Source organism: Pseudomonas parafulva (genome assembly GCF_000800255.1).
Lineage (GTDB): Bacteria > Pseudomonadota > Gammaproteobacteria > Pseudomonadales > Pseudomonadaceae > Aquipseudomonas > Aquipseudomonas boreofloridensis.
In genome coordinates this window covers 1,116,653-1,133,897 of sequence record NZ_CP009747.1, presented here as the reverse complement: position 1 = coordinate 1,133,897, position 17,245 = coordinate 1,116,653, and the positions used below count along the sequence as shown (strand labels likewise).

Below are 17,245 nucleotides of genomic sequence, written 5' to 3'. Positions count from 1 at the left end.
CGTGCTGGAGGCTAGGTTGCTGTTACCAGGAAGCGAGGCGACAAATTAGCCCGGGGCGCCATCGATTGTGTGGCGCCGGGTATCTGCGGGGTGGTTTTGCCTAACAAGTCGATGACTACACAGCCGCTGCAGTCATCGTGCAGCCTGTCAGGGATGTCGAGAACGGAATAGTTGCGCTTTGAAGGAGTAGATCAACAAACCGGCACGTTGCAAGTCTGGATTTCGTGGACTCATTTCTGGGCTAGGAAAGCCCGGATGGCCATGGATCGAAGTGGCTCTGACGGAAACGAAAAAAGACGCCTAAGCGTCTTTTTTCGAAGATTTGCAGATTTGAGTAAACCTGAAAATCAATATTTGGAGCGGGAAACGAGACTCGAACTCGCGACCCCGACCTTGGCAAGGTCGTGCTCTACCAACTGAGCTATTCCCGCGTCGTGATAGGCGCCATTCTAACGAGCTGCCAGCGAAGGTCAACCCCTTGATTCAAAAAAACTTTTACTTCTGCTCCGAGCCTTCGCGCAAGTGCGGCCACGCCGCCAGCAGGTAGTGCACCATCGACACCAGCGTCAATCCTGCCGACACCAGCAGCAACGCGTAGCCCAACGCGACCCAGAAGGTAAGTACTGGCGGATTGCCCAGAAGGATCACCAGCGCCAGCATTTGCGCAGCAGTCTTCCACTTGCCGAGGTTGGACACCGCCACGTGCGCCCTCGCGCCCAATTCGGCCATCCACTCGCGTAGCGCCGAGACCACGATCTCACGACCGATGATGATGGCCGCTGGCAGCGTCAGCCAGAAGTTGGCATGCACCTGCACCAGCAGCACCAAGGCGACGGCGACCATCAGCTTGTCTGCCACAGGATCCAGAAACGCACCGAAAGGCGTGCTCTGTTGCAGTCGACGCGCCAGATAGCCGTCGAGCCAGTCGGTCGCCGCAGCAATCGCGAACACACTGCTGGCCGCTACGTAACTCCAGTGATAAGGCACGTAGAACAGCAGGATGAAGATCGGAATGAGCAGGACGCGTAGAACGGTGAGCAGGTTTGGAATATTCATCGATACGACTGGCTGCAGGTTGAGCCCGGCATTCTACTCGCTATGCAGGCTGGCATAAATCGACTCGGCAAGCTTTTTACTGATGCCGGGCGCCTTGGCGATCTCATCGGCACTGGCCCGGTTCAGCTCTTGCAGGCCGCCGAAATGTTTCAGCAGGTCGCGACGGCGCTTGGGGCCGACCCCGGCCACATCCTCCAGGCTGGACGTTCGGCGAGCCTTGCCGCGTCGCGCACGGTGACCGGTGATGGCAAAGCGGTGAGCCTCGTCGCGAATTTGCTGAATCAGGTGCAGCGCCGGCGAGTCACCCTTGAGGGTGAACTCGTGAGCTGCATCGTTGAGATACAGCGTTTCGAAACCGGCCTTGCGGGTCACGCCCTTGGCCACCCCGAGCAAGGTGAGGTCGGTGAAGGCCAATGACTGCATGACCTCTCGCGCCATATTCAACTGACCCTTGCCACCATCGACCAGCAGTACATCCGGCAGCTTACCCTCCCCGTCCTTGATGCGCCCGAAGCGGCGAGTCAGGGCCTGCTGCATCGCGGCATAGTCGTCGCCGGCCGTCACACCTTCGATGTTGAAACGGCGGTAGTCAGACTTGATCGGGCCCTCGGGACCAAATACCACGCAAGACGCCACAGTCGCTTCGCCACTGGAATGGCTGATGTCGTAGCACTCCAGGCGTTGCGGCACCTCCGGCAGGTCCAGCACCTGCGCCAGCGCGTCGAAGCGCGCGGCCATGTGCTGACGGTTCGCCAAACGGGCATTGAGCGCTTGCTCAGCATTGGTGACCGCCAACTGCTGCCAGCGCGCACGCGTGCCCCGAACCCGATGGCTGATGCTCAGCTCACGGCCTCGCAGGCTCTGCACCGCTTCGATGATTGCTTCGAAGTCCTCATGCACCACGTTGACGATCAGTTCGCTGGGCAGTTCGCGCTCGGCGTTGCCGACGTAGTACTGCGACAGGAACGCGGCCATCACTTCTGAAACTTCCTCCTCGATACCCACCTGCGGGAAGAAATTCTTGCTGCCCAACACCCGCCCGCCGCGCACACTGATCAGATGGACGCAGGCGCCGCCCGGGTTGACGAAGGCGGCGACCACGTCGACATCGCCTGAACCGCCTTCCATATGCTGCTGGTCCTGAACGCGGCGCAACAGCGCGATCTGATCACGCAACTCGGCAGCCTTCTCGAAGTTCAGTGCCATAGCGGCCTGCTCCATCTCGGCATTGAGCTCGTTGCCCAATTGCTGGCTGCGGCCCTCGAGGAACATTACCGAATGGCGCACGTCTTCGGCATAGTCACCGGGCTCGACCAAACCCACGCACGGCGCCTTGCAACGCTTGATCTGGTACTGCAAGCAGGGGCGAGTTCGGTTGGCGTAGTAACTGTCCTCGCATTGGCGCACCGAAAAGGCCTTCTGCAACAGACCCAGGCTTTCGCGGATCGCCCCAGCACTGGGATAGGGCCCAAAGTAGCGGCCCTTGGCCTTCTTGGCACCCCGGTGAATGCCCAGGCGCGGAAACTCGCCATCGGACAAAAACACATAGGGATAGGACTTATCGTCGCGCAGCAGGATGTTGTAGGGCGGACGCCATTCCTTGATCAGCGTCTGCTCCAGCAGAAGCGCTGCAGTTTCGTTTGCAGTGATGGTGGTTTCGACTTGGGCAATGCGCGCCACCAGGGCAGCCGTCTTCGGCGCCAGGCCAGCTTTGCGGAAATAGCTGGCCAGACGTTTCTTGAGGTTTTTCGCCTTGCCCACATAGAGCAGCCGCGACTCGGCGTCGAACATTCGGTACACGCCCGGGCGACCACTGCAGGTCGCCAGGAACGCGCTGGCATCAAAGAGTTGGGACATGAGGGATTACAGACTTGCGTCAACCATACCGTGGCGAACGGCCAGCAATGTCAGTTCGACGTCGCTGGTGACCGAGAGTTTTTCGAAGATCCGATAACGGTAAGTATTGACGGTCTTGGGGGACAGACACAACTTGTCAGAGATGACCTGCACTTTCTGACAGCCGACGATCATCAGAGCGATCTGAATTTCCCGCTCCGACAGCGCATCGAACGGCGAGCCCTGCGGCTGGAACGATTTCAGCGCCAGTTGCTGGGCGATCTGCGGGCTGATGTAGCGCTGTCCCGCGAAGGCCAGGCGAATGGCCTGGACCATTTCGTCGAGCCCGGCGCCTTTGGTCAGATAACCTGCTGCCCCGGCCTGAAGCAGACGCGTAGGAAACGGATCCTCTTCACAGACGGTGACTGCCACCACCTTGCTGTCCGGATCGCTGCGCAACAGCTTGCGTGTTGCCTCAAGACCACCGATGCCCGGCATCTTGACGTCCATCAGCACTACATCCGGCTTGAGTTCGCGGGCCAGCTTGAGCGCCGCCTCACCAGAGTCCGCTTCGCCCACCACCTGCAGGCCATCGATATCAGCCAGCATACGGGTGATGCCGGTACGCACCAGATCGTGGTCATCGACCACCAGTACCCTAATCAAGCAGACACCTCGTAGTGGGGCGATTGGATCCGGCCACCTTAACAAAAAATTTCACCGCAAACCTAGCGCAACGCGTCATGCAGATAAGTCTGACCCTCTCCTCTGCGCTGCAGGCCGCTCCCCTGCAAATGGCCGTCCGCAACCAGGCGACCGAGCAAGTGCCAGACGGCGGCGCGGTCGGCCGGCATCAACTGCCTGAGGCCGCGCAGCAGTCGGCTCTCTTCGGCACTCAAGCACTCCAACGGCGCGAGTGTGCGCGTACCCGTCAATACATAGAGCGCATCGACGCCCTTACTGGCCACTGCGGCCAGATAGTCGATCCGCGGAGTACGCTCCCCGCTCTCATACTTGCCTTGCGCGTTGGGCTCGACCCCGCCAATGTCGCCGAATACCCGCTGGGTCATGCCCAGCCGTTCACGCTCTTCCCTTAACCGCAGTCCAAAACCTTTCATTTGATGTCCTTATCGACTCATCCGACATCCCTGGGATGCAGGCAGCCACGGGCGCTCAGCTCGGTGCCAAGGTCGCACTATGCACATTGGATCCAATGAACACAAGCCGAGCACCTACCACCCGTCCGAGCCGATCCTCTCAGCCCTGCAGAAACACTCTCACGTGGTGGCGGCGGCAGATCTGTCGACCCAGCGCTGCATTCGAACGAAACAGGCATCCTCGCCCATTTCAACAAAACCGGTAGCTGCGTAGAGTCGCCGAGCAGGGTTGGTGCTGAAGACCATCAGACGCAGCAGTGGCAGACGGCGTTGCTGCGCCCAACAGGCCAACTGACCGAGGACCCATTTACCCACGCCCTGACCACGAAACTCAGGCAACAGGTGCAGTTCGCGAATGAACAGTGCCTGGCTATCCTGGCTCAAACTGCAGAAACCGATCACCTGTCCGCCCGAGGTAATCAGCCATTGCTCGCGCCATTCCCAGGCCTGATCGAAGGCGTCCTCAACCCAGAGCAGGTCGAATTGCTGGTAATAGGGAAGCATGGCTCGGCGGGTCAAGTCGCGAGCGAAATCGCGGTCGGCATCGCGGGCAGCGCTAAGCTGGAGCGGCAGCAAGGTCATGTGGGCAAAGCTCGGGCATGGACAGGTTGAAGCATAGCGGTGGGCAGGCAACGACGAACAGCTTGCTGTTGATCAGCGGCCCTTGCGCGGTAAGCGGATATCGACGCGTAGGCCTCCCAGCGGGCTTTCCTGAAGCTCGATCTGGCCCTGCCAAGCCTCGACAATGTCGCGAACGATACCCAAGCCCAGCCCGTGCCCCGCCACTTGCTCGTCCAGGCGAGAGCCGCGTTCGAGCACTTGCTGTCGAGACTGGTCAGGAATACCTGGACCATCATCGTCCACCCAAAGCCTATAACCTTGCGGCGTTGACCGGATCGACAGGCGAACCTGACTGTCCGCCCACTTGCAGGCGTTGTCCAGCAAGTTACCCAGCAGTTCCAGCAAATCTTCACGGTCCCATGGCAGTTGCAAACGCGCCGGAACGTCCTGCTCGATCGCAAGCCCGGCGCCGTGAATCATGCTCAAGGTCGACAGAAGACTTGGGAGTTCAGCATCGCAATCGAACCGGGCACCAGGCAAAGCATCGCCGGCCAACCGCGCGCGGTTGAGCTCTCGCGTCAGACGTTGCTGGATCTGCTCCAGCTGTTCGCGCAGTTGCGACTGGAGCTGAGGCGTGTCGCGCAGGCGCTCGCTCCCGGCCAGACTCAACAGAACCGCCAAGGGCGTTTTCAGGGCATGTCCTAGATTGCCCAAGGCGTTCCGCGAGCGCCGCAGGCTGTCTTCGGTGTGTGCGAGCAAATGGTTGATCTGCTCCACCAGCGGCTGCAGTTCGCTTGGCACCTCGGCATCTAGTTGCGAACGCTGACCCTGCTGTAACTGGGCGATCTGCTGGCGGGCACGCTCCAGGGGTCGCAGCGCGCGGGTGATGGTGATGCGCTGCAGGATCAGGATCAGCGCCAAGGCCACCACGCCCATGCCCAGACCTACCTGCTGCAGGCGCCTGAACGCTGCACTTACAGGTGAATAGTCCTGCGCGACACTGATCGATACCTGCTGGCCCAGACGCCGGTAATCGCCGCGATAAGCCAGCAGTTGCTGGCCTTCGGGCCCCAGCTCATGTCCATCATCCAGGCCTGGCCGCTCCGGCTTGGGCATGTCCAGATCCCAGAGCGAGCGTGAACGCCAGGTACCTTGGGCGAAGTCGATACGAAAGTAGTAGCCTGAAAACGGCCGTTGGTACGCCGCCGACACCCGTCGCTCGTCCAGCTGCAAGCCGCGCGGCCCATGCACGAGCGCCACCAGCAGGTTTTCGCTTTCCTTGCGCAATCCAGCTTCAAGGTAGCGTTGCAGGCCCGCCTCGAAAAGCCAAAGGGTCACCTGCGCGACCGCCACGCCGACCACCACCAGCACCACCACCAGACCAAGGCTCAGGCGCGCCTGGATCGACTTCACCCGCCGGCACTCCCGGCGTACACATAGCCCTGACCCCGGCGCGTCTCGATCACAGTACGACCCAGCTTGCGTCGCAAGTGATTGACATGCACCTCAAGCACGTTGGAGTCCCGTTCGGTCTCGCCGTCGTAGAGATGTTCGGCCAGATGGCTTTTCGAAAGCACCTGACGCGGGTGCAGCATGAAATACCGCAGCAAACGGAACTCGGCAGCGGTCAACTGGATGTCGACGCCGTCGCGGGTGACGCATTGCCGCCCTTCATCCAGATGCAGGCCGGCAGCCTCCAGCCGCGGCTGGTTGGCCAGGCCGCGAGCACGGCGCAGCAGCGCCTGGATGCGCAACTGTAACTCTTCCGGATGAAAAGGCTTGCTCAAATAGTCATCGGCCCCTGCTTTGAGCCCTTCGATACGCTCGGCCCACGAGCCACGGGCTGTGAGGATGAGAACTGGCACAGCAAGGGCGGCAGCGCGCCATTGCTCGAGCACTTCGAGCCCGGGCAGGCCAGGCAGGCCGAGGTCGAGGATGATCAGGTCATAGGGCTCGCTCTGCCCCTGAAACACCGCGTCACGACCATCGGCCAGCCAATCCACGGCGTAACCCTGGCGCTGCAGGCTGGCCGTGAGCTCATCAGCCAGCGGGACATTGTCTTCGACAAGCAACAGGCGCATTCAGTCGTCTTCCTCGTCTTTGATCAAGACCCCGGTGCGGGCGTCGTACTTGATCTCGCGAACCACGCCATTCGGGGTCAGAAGTTCGACCTCGTATTCGTAGCGATCATGTTTTTCCTCAAGCTCGGCCTCCAACAAGCGCGCCCCGGGGTGACGCCCCAGGGCGGCCTCGAGCAATTGTTCGAGCGGCAGGATGACACCCTGCTGGCGCAACGCCAGGGCCTCATCCTGATCCAGGTCACGGGCACTTGCCAGTGGGCAGGCGACCAGCAGTGCCAAGGCCAGGCAAGGCACTGCTCGCGGCAAGGTGTTCATCAGCTGTCTCGCGCATCCTTCAGAACTTCGCCGGTTTTGGCATCCAGGTCCACGTCCCATTCGACGTTCTGCGCATCACGCAGTTCGACCTTGTAGATGTAACGGCCATATTCCTCTTCGAGCTCGCTGTCGGTAACGGTTGAGCCGGGATGTTTGGCCACCGCAGCCGCCTTGAGTTCATCCAGCGACTTGATGGTCTTTTCGTTGACCAGCTTGACCACTTGGTCGGGCTGGACATCCTTGGCGAACGCGGCAGTGGTGCCGAAAGTCAGAGCAGCGGCGGCGAACAGAGCAGTCAGGGTTTTCATGATGTTTCTCCATCGAACTTTACGAGTTGTCTACGCCATTGAGATTAATCATTAGCCCTTAACTCAACCTGAAAATAACGGGCGACATGATAGCGCCGTTATCCAGCACTTCGGCACACACCCTGGTGACTTGCCTATAATGCGTGCCTGCCCAACTAGAGACTGCCATGAGCGCCATCCATATCAAGTACCCCGCCCTGACCTTCAAAGCGGGCAGACGCGCCTTGGTACACATTCGCGAACGCGGCCTGCGCGCTGGCGATATCGGCACACTGCCTGGCGCCGCAGGAGGCCCCAAACCCCTGGGCATCCAGGGCCTGGACCTGGCGATCTTCGGCCATTTGCTACCTTCCGCGCCGCGCCAGCGCTCGCTGATCGGCGCCTCGATAGGCGCTTGGCGCTTCGCCAGCGCCTGCCTGAACGACCCCATTGCCGGCCTGCGCCGCCTGGGCGAGCTGTACACCGAACAGGACTTCGCCAGGGGCGTGACTCCGGCGCAAGTGACCCAGAGCTGCCAGCGCATGCTCGACGACTTACTGCAAGGCCGGGACAGCGAGATCCTTGCCAATCCCAACTACCGGCTGAACATTCTGGCTGTCAAAAGCCATGGAGCGTTGGCATTTGACGGTAGGGCGACACTCGGCGCGGGATTGTCCTCAGTCATCGCCAGCAATCTGATAGGCCGTTCACGCCTAGCTCGGCATTTCGAACGGGTGATCCTTCACGACGGCCGCTGCGCGCCTCCACTGGATGCGCTCACCGACTTCCCGTCACGCTGCCTGCCGCTGCACCTGGACAACCTGCGCCAAGCCCTGCTCGCTTCCGGCTCCATCCCGATGGTGATGGAGGGGGTACGAGACATTCCCGGCGCTGGCACTGGCACCTATCGCGACGGCGGTCTGCTGGACTATCACCTGGACCTGCCCTACTGCGGCGACGATCTGGTGCTTTACCCGCACTTCACCGACAAAGTGATACCCGGCTGGTTCGACAAGGCACTGCCCTGGCGCCGGGGCGACGCGACGCGCCTGCAGAACGTGCTGCTGATGACGCCATCACCGCAGTATCTGGCAACCCTGCCTTACGGCAAGCTTCCAGACCGTGGCGACTTCAAGCGATTCATCGGTGATGCGCCAGCACGCAAGCGTTACTGGTACAAGGCGATTGCCGAGAGCCAGCGCCTAGGCGATGAGCTACTCGAACTGATCGCCAGCGGGCACCTGCACGAACGGTTGCAAGCCTTGTAGGAAGCATGCTGGTAGACTGCGCGCATTGTCGATTCACACAGAGTTCTGCCAGCGTGGAAATTTTCAAAGAGTTCACCTTCGAGTCCGCCCACCGCCTGCCCAACGTTCCCGCCGGCCACAAGTGCGGACGCCTGCATGGCCATTCGTTCAAGGTCGCGTTGCACCTGACCGGACCACTCGACCCGCATACCGGCTGGATCCGCGACTTCGCAGAGGTCAAGGCGATCTTCAAACCCATCTACGAACGCCTCGACCACAACTACCTGAACGACATTCCCGGCCTGGAGAACCCCACCAGCGAAGTGATCGCCAAGTGGATCTGGGAGCAGGTCAAGCCGTTGCTGCCGGAGCTGTCCAAGGTGCGCATCCACGAGACCTGCACCAGCGGCTGTGAGTACACCGGCGACTGAGCCTGCTGTCAGGCCTTGGGTTTGGGGTGAGGGGGCACACAGGGGTTCTGAATCACCAAACTGAAGCGTCCGCTCGTGCCTTGGTGATCGTTGAGGTAGGCGACATCTTCCGCAACCCGCCTGACGCGTCGCCCCCACGGACTGTGAAGCGTCAGGTTGGTCAGCACGTCGCCAGCCTCCAAGTCCGAAGGATCGAGTTCGGGGACATGCCACAAAGGTGTTCCACGTGAGCAGGTGAGCGTGTAGAGAGGGGTGGCGATCTCGAACGGTGGGTCGATCGGCAGTGTCATCCCGGCACGAACACCAAAGGGATCACGCACTTCCAGGCGAGCCTGCTCGGTCACACACTTTCCCGCCGGTGAGCGGGCCGTGTAGAAGCCCAGGTAGCCGTTGCGACTGACATTCAGCCAGTAGTCCAAGAGTGGCCACGAGTCCACATTGTCTCCCTCGTAGGCGGGCCGGACCTCATAGAAAAAGCCGGTGGCGTGGCGATACACGCCGAACCAGAAACTGTCGCAGAAACGCCGCTGCCGTGCCTGGGGGCCCAGCAACTGGTCGATCAGAAATGATTGGATCATCTCTTCGCTGTAGTCGGTGCTGGTAATCAACCAGCCATCGTTGCCATTCCAATCATCGAATTCGACCCAGAAGGGGCGCAGCAAATCGCTGTCTTCGTCCCACTGCCCAGGATGCATTGGCGCCTCGTCCAATTGCCACTGGCAGCGGGCGGTGAAACTGATCAGTGGCTCGAATTTCAATGAATCCATGACAGGTGCCTCCTCGAAATGAGGCACTACCCTGGCGGTTGTGTGCAGCGTCAGGCAGGTAGAAATCGCTACCCCTGCGTCTGTTTGAGGAAGGCGGGGGCTATGTAACGATCGTAATGCGCTTCGGACAGCAGGAAGAACTCGCGGTCGATAGCGTCGCGCAACTGGGGCAGCTCCCATTCGCGGAACTCAGGCAGCAGGGCCATGCCATAGGCGTCCAGATCACGGATCATGCGGGCACCGCGAGCGATCAATTGGTAGGCCCAGCAATACACCGACTGTTGCGGCACAAAGCGAATCGAGCGCTGCTCCAGTTGCTGGCGCAGAAGGTCGCTGTCGAATATTTCCAGCTTGGCCATCATGACCTGCACCAGCAACTGTTCCAGTCGCTGCCAGACAGCCCGCTTCTGCGCTTCGTCATATCCGTTCCAATGAATCACTTCATGGTGGAAACGCTTGCAGCCCCGACAGACGGTATCGCCATACACGGTAGAGCAAAGACCGACACAGGGCGTTTTGATGGACTGGTTGGACATGAGAAAACAATGATCTGGGGGTGGCACACCCGGGCATGTTAGCCCTTTGTCTAACCGGGGTCACGGGCTAAAGTCAGCGACGGCAACTTACCTTCCGCCTTTTTTTGCCGTAGAATCATCCCGCCTTTTCAAGGCAACCATGTCCGTTGGAAGCTGTTTTCAAAGCGTCACGAGCACAGTTGATCCGGTAGAACGGCGTTGGCCCGGACCATGCCCCTTGCATGGCCGCGCCAACCCCTCATCAGCCTTCCGTTCTACAGGCGTAAAACTTTGAAAGCAGCTTCTGTAAGGATTCTCTGCGACCCTGGCTGGACGGCTCAAAAAGCCGTGAACCGCGCATGGGTGTGGGGAATGCTGGATGAGCGTCCCGGACTCCCTTTAGGGACCACTGATGAGGGTAATAACTGTGCTTGAAGCCTACCGCAAACACATCGAAGAGCGTGCCGCCCTGGGTATCGTGCCCCAGCCGCTGAACGCCGAACAAACTGCAGGCCTGGTCGAGCTGCTGAAAAACCCGCCGGCCGGCGAAGAAGCCTTCCTCGTAGACCTGATCACCAACCGTGTTCCGCCAGGCGTCGACGAAGCGGCCTACGTCAAGGCCGCGTTTCTGTCCGCGATCGCCAAAGGCGAAGCCAAATCGCCCCTGATCGACCGCAAGCACGCCACCGAGCTGCTGGGTACCATGCAAGGCGGCTACAACATCGAAACGCTGGTCGCGCTGCTGGATGACGCCGAACTGGGCGCCGTCGCGGCCGAACAGCTCAAGCACACCCTGCTGATGTTCGATGCCTTCCACGACGTGGCGGAAAAAGCCAAGGCCGGTAACGTGCACGCCAAGGCCGTCCTGGAATCCTGGGCTGCTGGCGAGTGGTTCACCTCGCGCCCGGCCATCGCCGACAAGTACACCCTGACCGTATTCAAGGTGCCTGGCGAAACCAACACCGACGACCTGTCTCCTGCGCCCGATGCCTGGTCGCGCCCGGACATCCCGCTGCACGCCCTGGCCATGCTGAAGATGGCCCGTGACGGCATCGAGCCAGAACAACCCGGCTCCGTCGGCCCGCTCAAGCAAATCGAGGCGGTCCGCGCCAAAGGCCATCCGGTAGCGTACGTCGGCGACGTGGTCGGTACCGGCTCCTCGCGTAAATCGGCCACCAACTCCGTGCTGTGGTTCTTCGGCGACGACATTCCCAACGTGCCGAACAAGCGCGCTGGCGGCTTCTGCTTCGGCACCAAGATCGCGCCGATCTTCTACAACACCATGGAAGACGCCGGCGCTCTGCCGATCGAATTCGACTGCACCAACCTGAACATGGGCGACGTGATCGACGTTTACCCATTCAAGGGCGAGGTCAAGCGCCACGACAGCGGTGAGCTGGTCACCACCTTCGAACTGAAGACCGAAGTGCTGCTCGACGAAGTCCGCGCTGGCGGCCGTATCCCTCTGATCGTCGGCCGCGGCCTGACCGAGAAGGCGCGCGCCGAACTCAACCTCGGGCCCTCGGACCTGTTCAAGAAAGCCGAGCAGCCTGCCGACACCGGCAAGGGCTTCACCCTGGCGCAGAAGATGGTCGGTCGCGCCTGTGGCCTGGCCGAAGGCCAAGGCGTTCGCCCGGGCGCTTACTGCGAACCGAAGATGACCACCGTCGGCTCTCAGGACACCACCGGCCCGATGACCCGCGACGAGCTGAAGGACCTGGCTTGCCTGGGCTTCTCCGCCGATCTGGTCATGCAGTCGTTCTGCCACACCGCTGCTTATCCAAAGCCGATCGACGTCACCACCCACCACACCCTGCCGGACTTCATCCGCACCCGTGGCGGCGTGTCCCTGCGTCCAGGCGACGGCATCATCCACAGCTGGCTGAACCGCATGCTGCTGCCTGACACCGTCGGCACCGGCGGCGACTCGCACACCCGCTTCCCGATCGGCATTTCGTTCCCGGCCGGTTCCGGCCTGGTCGCCTTCGCCGCTGCCACCGGCGTCATGCCGCTGGACATGCCGGAGTCGGTCCTGGTGCGTTTCAAGGGCAAGCTGCAACCCGGCATCACCCTGCGTGACCTGGTCCATGCCATCCCTTACTACGCCATCCAGCAGGGTCTGCTGACCGTCGAGAAGAAGGGCAAGAAAAACGCCTTCTCCGGTCGCATCCTGGAGATCGAGGGCTTGGACGAACTGACCGTCGAGCAGGCCTTCGAGCTGTCCGATGCGTCGGCCGAGCGCTCGGCGGCGGGTTGCACCATCAAGCTGCCGGAAAAGGCCATCGCCGAGTACCTGCAGTCGAACATCACCCTGCTGCGCTGGATGATCAGCGAAGGCTACGGTGATGCACGCACCATGGAGCGCCGCGCGCAGGCCATGGAGGCCTGGTTGGCCAATCCACAACTGCTCTCGGCCGACGCCGACGCCGAATACGCTGAAATCATCGAAATCGACCTGGCTGACGTCAAGGAGCCCGTGCTCTGCGCGCCGAACGACCCGGACGACGCTCGCCTGCTGTCGCAGGTCCAGGGCGAGAAGATCGACGAGGTGTTCATTGGCTCGTGCATGACCAACATCGGTCACTTCCGCGCAGCCGGCAAGCTGCTGGAGAAGGTCAAGGGCGGTATCCCGACTCGCCTGTGGCTGGCGCCGCCCACCAAGATGGACGCGCACCAGTTGACCGAGGAAGGCTACTACGGCATCTACGGCAAGGCCGGCGCACGCATGGAAATGCCAGGTTGCTCGCTGTGCATGGGTAACCAGGCACGCGTCCAGACTGGCTCGACCGTGGTGTCCACTTCGACCCGCAACTTCCCCAACCGTCTGGGCGATGCCACCAACGTCTATCTGGCGTCGGCGGAGCTGGCGGCAGTCGCCTCGATTCTCGGCAAACTGCCGACCGTCGAGGAGTACCTGCAGTACGCCAAGGACATCGACAGCATGGCTGCCGACGTCTACCGCTACCTGAGCTTCGACCAGATCGCCGAGTTCCGCGAAGCAGCGGCCAACGCCCAGATCCCGGTGGTTCAGGCGTAAGGCAGCGGCAAGCTAGAAGCTGCAAGCGACAAGAAAAAGCCCGGCCAATGTGCCGGGCTTTTTTGTGTGCCCCATCCTGAAGAAGGTTTACACCTTTTGACCTCCCTTCAGGACTAGACGCTTGGATGACCTAGAAACTATCTCCCGGGACCCGCACCCACCCTTCCATCAGCACCCGCGCACTGCGGCTCATGATGGCCTTGGTCACCGTCCATTGACCATTGACCTGATGCGCTTCGGCCCCGACCCGCAAGGTGCCGGAGGGATGCCCGAAACGGACGGCACTGCGCTCGCCACCGCCGGCAGCCAGATTGACCAGCGTGCCTGGGATCGCAGCAGCGGTGCCAATGGCCACCGCAGCGGTGCCCATCATCGCGTGATGCAGCTTGCCCATCGACAGCGCCCGCACCACCAGGTCGATATCGCTGGCAGCCACTGCCTTGCCGCTGGAAGCGTTGTACCCGGTGGCGGGCGCCACGAAGGCGACCTTTGGCGTGTGCTGGCGACCGGCCGCTTGCTCGATGTGGTCGATCAGTCCCATGCGCACCGCCCCCTGGGCACGGATCGTCTCGAAACGCGCTAGCGCCTCGGCATCGCCATTGATCGCTTCCTGAAGCTCGGTACCGGTATAGCCAAGGTCTGCGGCGTTGACGAAGATGGTCGGGATCCCGGCGTTGATCAGCGTCGCCTTGAAGGTTCCTATGCCGGGCACCTCCAGGTCGTCGATCAGATTACCCGTGGGAAACATCGCCCCGCCCCCCTCACCTTCTTCATCCGCGGCGGGATCGAGAAACGCCAACTGCACTTCGGCTGCGGGAAAGGTCACGCCGTCCAGCTCGAAATCACCCGTTTCCTGCACCTGCCCTGCACTGATCGGCACATGGGCGATGATGGTCTTGCCGATATTGGCCTGCCAGATCCGTACAGTGGCGACGCCGTCATGCGGTACACGTGTCGAGTCCACCAAACCGCTGGCGATGGCGAACGAGCCGACCGCCGCCGACAGGTTGCCGCAGTTGCCGCTCCAATCGACGAAAGCCTTGTCGATGGCCACCTGACCGAACAGATAGTCGACATCGTGATCGGGGCGTGTGCTTGGCGAAAGAATCACGGTCTTGCTGGTACTCGAGGTCGCGCCGCCCATACCATCGATCTGCTTGGCGTACGGGTCGGGGCTGCCGATGACCCGCAACAGCAAGGCGTCGCGCGCAGGCCCAGGCACCTGAGCACGCTCGGGAAGATCCTGCAGACGGAAGAACACGCCCTTGCTGGTGCCGCCCCGCATGTAGGTGGCGGCGATTTTGATTTGCGCTGCATGTGTCATGTCCGATTCCCCTCCTACAGGGGCTAGAGGTGGGTTAGGCCTTGCCTTCCAGGAAGTCCTGGGCAAAGCGCTGCAATACGCCACCGGCTTCATAGATCGACACTTCCTCGGCGGTGTCCAGTCGACAGGTAACCGGCACTTCCAGGCGCTCGCCATCGCGTCGGTTGACCACCAAGGTCAAGGTCGCGCGCGGTGTACGCGCGCCAAGCACGTCATAGGTTTCACTGCCGTCCAAAGCCAAGGTCAGGCGCGTGGTTCCAGGATGGAACTCTAACGGCAACACACCCATGCCGATCAGGTTGGTGCGGTGAATACGCTCGAAGCCCTCGGCAACGATGGCTTCGACCCCCGCCAGGCGCACGCCTTTGGCAGCCCAGTCGCGCGAGGAGCCTTGGCCATAATCGGCACCGGCCACAATGATCAGTGGCTGCTTGCGCTGCATGTAGGTCTCGATCGCTTCCCACATGCGCGTCACCTTGCCTTCCGGCTCGATGCGCGCCAGCGAACCCTGCCTCACGCTCCCGTCTTCGCTGCGCACCATTTCATTGAACAACTTCGGGTTGGCGAAGGTGGCGCGCTGAGCCGTCAGGTGATCGCCGCGGTGCGTGGCGTAGGAGTTGAAGTCCTCCTCCGGCAAGCCCATCTTGGCCAGGTACTCGCCGGCAGCGCTGTCGAGCATGATGGCGTTGGAGGGCGACAGGTGATCGGTGGTGATGTTGTCCGGCAACACCGCCAGCGGCCGCATGCCGCGCAGGCTGCGCTCACCGGCCAGGGCCCCCTCCCAGTAAGGCGGGCGACGGATGTAGGTGCTCATCGGGCGCCAGTCGTACAGCGGCGCAACCTTCGGCCCGGTGTCCTCCTCGATGGTGAACATGGGGATGTACACCTGACGGAACTGCTCAGGCTTGACCGAGGCGCGCACCACGGCGTCGATCTCCTCATCGCTCGGCCACAGGTCCATCAGGCGGATCTGCTGACCGTCGACGACGCCGAGTACATCCTTCTCGATATCGAAGCGGATGGTCCCGGCAATGGCGTAGGCCACCACCAGCGGTGGCGAGGCCAGGAACGCTTGCTTGGCGTAGGGATGGATGCGTCCGTCGAAATTGCGATTGCCCGATAGCACGGCAGTGGCGTACAGGTCACGGTCGATGATCTCTTGCTGGATCGCCGGGTCCAGTGCGCCGGACATGCCGTTGCAGGTGGTGCAGGCGAAAGCGACGATGCCAAAGCCCAACTGTTCCAGTTCCTGCTCCAGGCCCGCCTCCTTGAGGTACAACTGGACCGCCTTGGAACCCGGCGCCAGAGACGACTTCACCCACGGCTTGCGTGTCAGTCCGAGGCGGTTGGCGTTGCGCGCCAACAGACCGGCGGCGATGACGTTGCGCGGATTGCTGGTGTTGGTGCAACTGGTGATGGCCGCGATGATCACCGCCCCATCGGGCATCTGTCCCGGCACGTCTTCCCACGCCCCCGCGATGCCCTTGGCTGCCAGGTCGCGTGTGGCCACGCGGGCATGCGGGTTGGACGGACCGGCCATGTTGCGCACCACGCTCGACAGATCGAAGCTCAGGGTGCGCTCGTACTCGGCCTTGGCCAGGCTGTCGGCCCACAGGCCGGCGACCTTGGCGTAAGTCTCCACCAACTGCACTTGGCGATCCTCACGCCCGGTCAGACGCAGGTAGTCGAGGGTCTGCTGGTCGATGGCGAACATGGCCGCCGTGGCACCGTACTCAGGCGCCATGTTGGAGATGGTCGCGCGGTCGCCCAAGGTCAGCGCCTGGGCACCGACGCCGTGGAACTCGAGGTAGGCGCCGACCACTTTCTGCTTGCGCAGGAACTCGGTCAGCGCGAGCACCAGGTCGGTGGCGGTGATGCCTGGGTCGAGCTTGCCGGTGAGCTCAACGCCGACGATTTCCGGCAGGCGCATCCACGACGCACGCCCCAGCATCACGTTCTCGGCTTCGAGACCGCCCACACCGATCGCGATCACCCCCAGGGCATCGACATGCGGGGTATGGCTGTCGGTACCGACACAGGTGTCCGGGAACGCCACGCCATGGTCGCTTTGAATGACCGGCGACATCTTCTCCAGGTTGATCTGATGCATGATGCCGTTGCCCGGCTGGATCACATCGACGTTCTTGAACGCCTGCTTGGTCCAGTTGATGAAATGGAAACGATCTTCGTTGCGCCGATCCTCGATGGCGCGGTTCTTTTCGAACGCTTGCGGATCGAAGCCGCCGCACTCCACGGCCAGCGAGTGGTCGACGATCAGTTGCACCGGCACCACCGGGTTGACCTGTGCAGGATCGCCGCCCATGTCGGCGATGGCGTCGCGCAGGCCAGCCAGGTCTACCAATGCAGTCTGGCCAAGAATGTCGTGGCACACCACACGTGCCGGGTACCAGGGAAAATCGAGGTCGCGCTTGCGCTCGATCAACTGCGCCAGCGAGGCGTTCAGCGTCGCGGGGTCGCAGCGGCGCACCAGGTTTTCGGCCAGTACGCGCGAGGTGTAGGGAAGACGGTCGTAGGCGCCGGGCGTGATCGCCTCGACCGCCTGGCGAGCGTCGAAATAATCCAGGCCGGTGCCTGGCAGGAGTTTGCGGTATGCGCTGTTCATGTCGTTAT

Annotated in this window: 16 protein-coding genes and 1 tRNA gene; 3 read left to right on the top strand and 14 right to left on the bottom strand. The window is 61.9% G+C overall.

Annotation, left to right across the window (positions count from 1 at the left end; translation table 11 throughout):
- Positions 1-355: 355 nt before the first annotated feature.
- From NJ69_RS04995 to NJ69_RS04950, 10 genes are all read right to left on the bottom strand, one after another.
- A tRNA-Gly gene (locus tag NJ69_RS04995) sits at positions 356-431 on the bottom strand.
- 64 nt (positions 432-495) lie between these two features.
- Positions 496-1,056 carry a CDP-diacylglycerol--glycerol-3-phosphate 3-phosphatidyltransferase gene (gene pgsA, locus NJ69_RS04990; RefSeq protein WP_039576696.1) on the bottom strand — a complete coding sequence of 187 codons (561 nt, stop codon included), beginning with the start codon at positions 1,054-1,056 and terminating at the stop codon, positions 496-498.
- Positions 1,057-1,089: 33 nt separating this feature from the next.
- A complete protein-coding gene (gene uvrC, locus NJ69_RS04985; protein WP_039576694.1) occupies positions 1,090-2,913 on the bottom strand; it encodes an excinuclease ABC subunit UvrC in 1,824 nt (607 codons plus the stop codon).
- Between the two features lie 6 nt (positions 2,914-2,919).
- Positions 2,920-3,558, bottom strand: a complete 639-nt coding sequence (gene gacA, locus NJ69_RS04980; protein WP_039576693.1) for a response regulator transcription factor GacA — start codon at positions 3,556-3,558, stop codon at positions 2,920-2,922.
- 62 nt (positions 3,559-3,620) lie between these two features.
- Positions 3,621-4,010 carry a helix-turn-helix domain-containing protein gene (locus NJ69_RS04975; RefSeq protein WP_029613560.1) on the bottom strand — a complete coding sequence of 130 codons (390 nt, stop codon included), beginning with the start codon at positions 4,008-4,010 and terminating at the stop codon, positions 3,621-3,623.
- 159 nt (positions 4,011-4,169) lie between these two features.
- Positions 4,170-4,622, bottom strand: coding sequence for a GNAT family N-acetyltransferase (locus NJ69_RS04970; RefSeq protein WP_039583099.1), 453 nt, complete (start codon positions 4,620-4,622; stop codon positions 4,170-4,172).
- Positions 4,623-4,703: 81 nt separating this feature from the next.
- Positions 4,704-6,023, bottom strand: coding sequence for a sensor histidine kinase (locus NJ69_RS04965; RefSeq protein ID WP_039576691.1), 1,320 nt, complete (start codon positions 6,021-6,023; stop codon positions 4,704-4,706).
- Complete coding sequence (locus tag NJ69_RS04960) at positions 6,020-6,691, bottom strand: response regulator transcription factor (protein WP_029613559.1); 672 nt, start codon at positions 6,689-6,691, stop codon at positions 6,020-6,022. The genes NJ69_RS04965 and NJ69_RS04960 overlap by 4 nt, the downstream gene beginning before the upstream one ends.
- Positions 6,692-7,006, bottom strand: a complete 315-nt coding sequence (locus NJ69_RS04955) for a PepSY domain-containing protein (RefSeq protein ID WP_029613558.1) — start codon at positions 7,004-7,006, stop codon at positions 6,692-6,694.
- Positions 7,006-7,314, bottom strand: a complete 309-nt coding sequence (locus NJ69_RS04950) for a PepSY domain-containing protein (protein ID WP_029613557.1) — start codon at positions 7,312-7,314, stop codon at positions 7,006-7,008. Before NJ69_RS04950 ends, NJ69_RS04955 begins: the two co-directional genes overlap by 1 nt.
- 167 nt (positions 7,315-7,481) lie before the next feature.
- Between NJ69_RS04950 and NJ69_RS04945 the strand changes: the two genes are divergently transcribed.
- The gene (locus NJ69_RS04945; RefSeq protein ID WP_039576687.1) at positions 7,482-8,561 is read left to right on the top strand and encodes a patatin-like phospholipase family protein; all 1,080 of its coding nucleotides are present in this window, start codon (positions 7,482-7,484) and stop codon (positions 8,559-8,561) included.
- Between the two features lie 53 nt (positions 8,562-8,614).
- The gene (gene queD, locus NJ69_RS04940; RefSeq protein WP_039576684.1) at positions 8,615-8,971 is read left to right on the top strand and encodes a 6-carboxytetrahydropterin synthase QueD; all 357 of its coding nucleotides are present in this window, start codon (positions 8,615-8,617) and stop codon (positions 8,969-8,971) included.
- 8 nt (positions 8,972-8,979) lie between these two features.
- On the opposite strand, the gene NJ69_RS04935 is transcribed toward queD, so the two are convergent.
- Positions 8,980-9,738 carry a hypothetical protein gene (locus NJ69_RS04935; RefSeq protein ID WP_039576682.1) on the bottom strand — a complete coding sequence of 253 codons (759 nt, stop codon included), beginning with the start codon at positions 9,736-9,738 and terminating at the stop codon, positions 8,980-8,982.
- Positions 9,739-9,806: 68 nt separating this feature from the next.
- Entirely contained in the window at positions 9,807-10,274 is a 468-nt protein-coding gene (locus tag NJ69_RS04930; RefSeq protein WP_037027936.1) for a DUF1289 domain-containing protein, read from the bottom strand.
- A 406-nt stretch (positions 10,275-10,680) separates the two neighbouring features.
- Between NJ69_RS04930 and acnB the strand changes: the two genes are divergently transcribed.
- Positions 10,681-13,290, top strand: coding sequence for a bifunctional aconitate hydratase 2/2-methylisocitrate dehydratase (gene acnB, locus NJ69_RS04925; RefSeq protein ID WP_039576678.1), 2,610 nt, complete (start codon positions 10,681-10,683; stop codon positions 13,288-13,290).
- Between the two features lie 130 nt (positions 13,291-13,420).
- On the opposite strand, the gene prpF is transcribed toward acnB, so the two are convergent.
- Both prpF and acnD read right to left on the bottom strand, forming a co-directional pair.
- Positions 13,421-14,614: a 2-methylaconitate cis-trans isomerase PrpF gene (gene prpF, locus NJ69_RS04920; RefSeq protein ID WP_039576676.1), complete on the bottom strand. Its 1,194-nt coding sequence runs from the start codon at positions 14,612-14,614 to the stop codon at positions 13,421-13,423.
- 34 nt (positions 14,615-14,648) lie between these two features.
- Positions 14,649-17,237 carry a Fe/S-dependent 2-methylisocitrate dehydratase AcnD gene (acnD, locus tag NJ69_RS04915; RefSeq protein WP_039576673.1) on the bottom strand — a complete coding sequence of 863 codons (2,589 nt, stop codon included), beginning with the start codon at positions 17,235-17,237 and terminating at the stop codon, positions 14,649-14,651.
- Positions 17,238-17,245: the final 8 nt, after the last annotated feature.

Bases quoted from the DNA above. Each gene is read 5' to 3' on its own strand.
- NJ69_RS04930 (WP_037027936.1), bottom strand. From the start codon at position 10,274: ATGTCCAACCAGTCCATCAAAACGCCCTGTGTCGGTCTTTGCTCTACC.
- NJ69_RS04945 (WP_039576687.1), top strand. From the start codon at position 7,482: ATGAGCGCCATCCATATCAAGTACCCCGCCCTGACCTTCAAAGCGGGC.
- acnD (WP_039576673.1), bottom strand. From the start codon at position 17,237: ATGAACAGCGCATACCGCAAACTCCTGCCAGGCACCGGCCTGGATTAT.
- NJ69_RS04955 (WP_029613558.1), bottom strand. From the start codon at position 7,006: ATGAACACCTTGCCGCGAGCAGTGCCTTGCCTGGCCTTGGCACTGCTG.
- prpF (WP_039576676.1), bottom strand. From the start codon at position 14,614: ATGACACATGCAGCGCAAATCAAAATCGCCGCCACCTACATGCGGGGC.
- NJ69_RS04935 (WP_039576682.1), bottom strand. From the start codon at position 9,738: ATGGATTCATTGAAATTCGAGCCACTGATCAGTTTCACCGCCCGCTGC.
- uvrC (WP_039576694.1), bottom strand. From the start codon at position 2,913: ATGTCCCAACTCTTTGATGCCAGCGCGTTCCTGGCGACCTGCAGTGGT.
- NJ69_RS04950 (WP_029613557.1), bottom strand. From the start codon at position 7,314: ATGAAAACCCTGACTGCTCTGTTCGCCGCCGCTGCTCTGACTTTCGGC.
- NJ69_RS04975 (WP_029613560.1), bottom strand. From the start codon at position 4,010: ATGAAAGGTTTTGGACTGCGGTTAAGGGAAGAGCGTGAACGGCTGGGC.
- NJ69_RS04960 (WP_029613559.1), bottom strand. From the start codon at position 6,691: ATGCGCCTGTTGCTTGTCGAAGACAATGTCCCGCTGGCTGATGAGCTC.
- pgsA (WP_039576696.1), bottom strand. From the start codon at position 1,056: ATGAATATTCCAAACCTGCTCACCGTTCTACGCGTCCTGCTCATTCCG.